This window comes from Acinetobacter sichuanensis (assembly GCF_003024515.2).
GTDB classification, from domain to species: Bacteria; Pseudomonadota; Gammaproteobacteria; order Pseudomonadales; family Moraxellaceae; genus Acinetobacter; species Acinetobacter sichuanensis.
Genome location: NZ_PYIX02000122.1, coordinates 1 through 2,267, shown reverse-complemented (window position 1 = coordinate 2,267; position 2,267 = coordinate 1). Strand labels below are relative to the sequence as shown.

The window sequence follows — 2,267 nt, the reverse complement described above, 5'->3', positions numbered from 1 at the left end:
GCTGAGCAATTTCTTTTGGTGAAATCCCTTGCGTTTGGTTAATCATTTTAAAAATGGCAGTTTGAGCTTCTCTGCTCAGTGAAATTTCTTGCATTGTGAAATCCTTGTTTTCTTTCACGTATATTTTTAAGCAAAGAAAATAAATAATTTGCTTGTGGAGTGTTTAATTGATCAGCGCTTGGCGGTCTGCTTTTAGTTTTCCTTCGGTAAGGATTTCAAAAAGCGCTTGGGTACGTGGCGGGATGCCTTTTTTTTCCCATTTCCATAAAGTGACTTCTGAAAAACCAATTTTTTGAGATAAGGCTCTTCTAGTTTTACACTCGTAATGATTCATTAAATCTAGTGGGTTCATTTGCTTTTACTTAACTATAGTTAATAAACCAAAGTTACCACAACTTAACCACTGTTTCAACATTAAGTATTAACATTAGTTAATATAGCTAACAGGAAATTAACCATGTCTTTTCATTCTCGCTTAAAAGAAAAATTAGAGGAAAAGAAGTTAAAGCCTGCTGACCTAGCTAGAGGAGTTGACGTTTCTTCTGTAGCAGTTGGTAAGTGGGTGCACGGAGACAGCATACCTAAAGCCGAAAAGCTTAAAGCTATCTCTAAATTTTTAAATGTCTCTGATGATTGGTTGTTAACAGGCAGAGAGAATGGGAAGCAAGAAAACCATCCAGTGTTAGCATGGGATGCCCCTGAGGATTTAGATCCTAATGTATATGTGGTTATCCCGCATGTTGATATTAAATTTTCTGCAGGTAATGGGCGTATTGTTGAGTTTGAGCCATCAGAAAAAGAGCAAGGATCAGTGCGCTTATTGGAGTGGGTGCATAAAAAACAGGTATCAGCCAAAAACCTAATAACCGTTGATATTGATGGGGATAGTATGGAGCCAAGAATTCCTGATGGCAGCATTGTTACTCTAGATAAATCCATCAACTCCCTAGATCAAGTTCAATCAGGGAGAGTTTATGCTATTCGATATGGGAATGAATTGAAAATTAAGCGCTTATCTCGTCGATTTGATGGCGCATTAATTATTGATAGTGATAACCCTCAATACCAACGTGAAATCGTTGAGCCTGAGCAGTTGGAACATATAAGCGTAATTGGTAAATACGTTTCACATAGTTATGATGGAGAAATTTAAAATGGTTTTAGACAACTCAACACTACCAATCAATCAAATTATTACTCGAATTAATGATGCAGCAGCAAATAATGAGGCGATCGTCCTTACAGCAGAAGAAGTAAAAATCTTGTCAAAGGATATTGGAGAAACGTATTTCATACCTGTCTTAACTAATGAGCAGATTGTTCAACTTTGTGAAGAAGGAAAGTTGGGAAAACCAATGTTTCCTAAGAAAACAGATAATTAAAACTGCGAATCCCATATAAGTTAGAGCATAGAATGTTTGATATACCAAAAAAAGCAACACAATTAAGTTCAACTAAGGCAACTAAGACGCTACCGATAATTAGGTTAACTATGGAGGAGATTAAGCAGTTGTCAGATGATGAATTACTAAAATTATTAAGCGGCGAAGGAAGAGATGGGGCTATATCCGCCCCACTTCTACAAGCTATAAGTTATGAGTTGACATCTAGGCAAATACAAAGAGCTAGCAAACCCCACTGGACAGTCAAACCCACTTTTTATGCTGTTATATTCTTTGGTTTGATGACAATTGTTATAGGAATTTTATCACTACTGAAATAGCAGTCAGTAAATTAAATATCACTGTAACAATTGCTATAATTAATGAACCTATTAAGTATGGCTCATTAGGATTGTATTTTGTCACTTCGCACCTCAACAATATACTTTAAAAAGTATGTAAACATTAATTATTATGCTGATAGAACAAAAAGCATAAAATAAACATATCACTCGTCTTTCTGACTTGTCAGACTCTTTTAGCTCCATAGATACCCCCAACCCACCTAGCGTGGGTTTTCTTTTGACTATTAAATCATAGTTAACAAACTAGAGTGTAAATTTATTAAACTAAAGTTAATTTTATTATTGACATAATTATTAACCATAGTTAATATTTTGACATTAGATAACAAAAAAGCGCACCGACCTGAGAAATCCAATGCGCTTTTTACAACTTAATGCGAGATCAATTATGAATGCAAAACTAAATCCTATCAACCCTGCTGTTACACATCGTGTACAGCCAAAACGCTTTTTACAAGTTTGCACACTCAGTGCTTTATTCACGACAGGTATCGTTGCCTTGGCATATGACCAAAAAGCC

The 2,267-nt window shown here is 35.5% G+C and carries 4 protein-coding genes; 3 read left to right on the top strand and 1 reads right to left on the bottom strand.

Features of this window, described 5'->3' with window-relative positions; translation table 11 throughout:
* Positions 1-163: 163 nt before the first annotated feature.
* Positions 164-352 carry a hypothetical protein gene (locus C9E89_RS22260; RefSeq protein WP_107010261.1) on the bottom strand — a complete coding sequence of 63 codons (189 nt, stop codon included), beginning with the start codon at positions 350-352 and terminating at the stop codon, positions 164-166.
* A gap of 105 nt (positions 353-457) precedes the next feature.
* Between C9E89_RS22260 and C9E89_RS22255 the strand changes: the two genes are divergently transcribed.
* The 3 genes from C9E89_RS22255 to C9E89_RS22245 are packed head-to-tail and all read left to right on the top strand — an operon-like array spanning position 458 to position 1,723.
* Positions 458-1,153 (top strand): S24 family peptidase, encoded by a 696-nt coding sequence (locus C9E89_RS22255; protein WP_107010260.1) that lies wholly within the window; start codon positions 458-460, stop codon positions 1,151-1,153.
* A gap of 1 nt (position 1,154) precedes the next feature.
* Positions 1,155-1,382: a hypothetical protein gene (locus C9E89_RS22250; protein WP_107010259.1), complete on the top strand. Its 228-nt coding sequence runs from the start codon at positions 1,155-1,157 to the stop codon at positions 1,380-1,382.
* A 32-nt stretch (positions 1,383-1,414) separates the two neighbouring features.
* Positions 1,415-1,723, top strand: a complete 309-nt coding sequence (locus tag C9E89_RS22245) for a hypothetical protein (RefSeq protein WP_228199106.1) — start codon at positions 1,415-1,417, stop codon at positions 1,721-1,723.
* Positions 1,724-2,267: the final 544 nt, after the last annotated feature.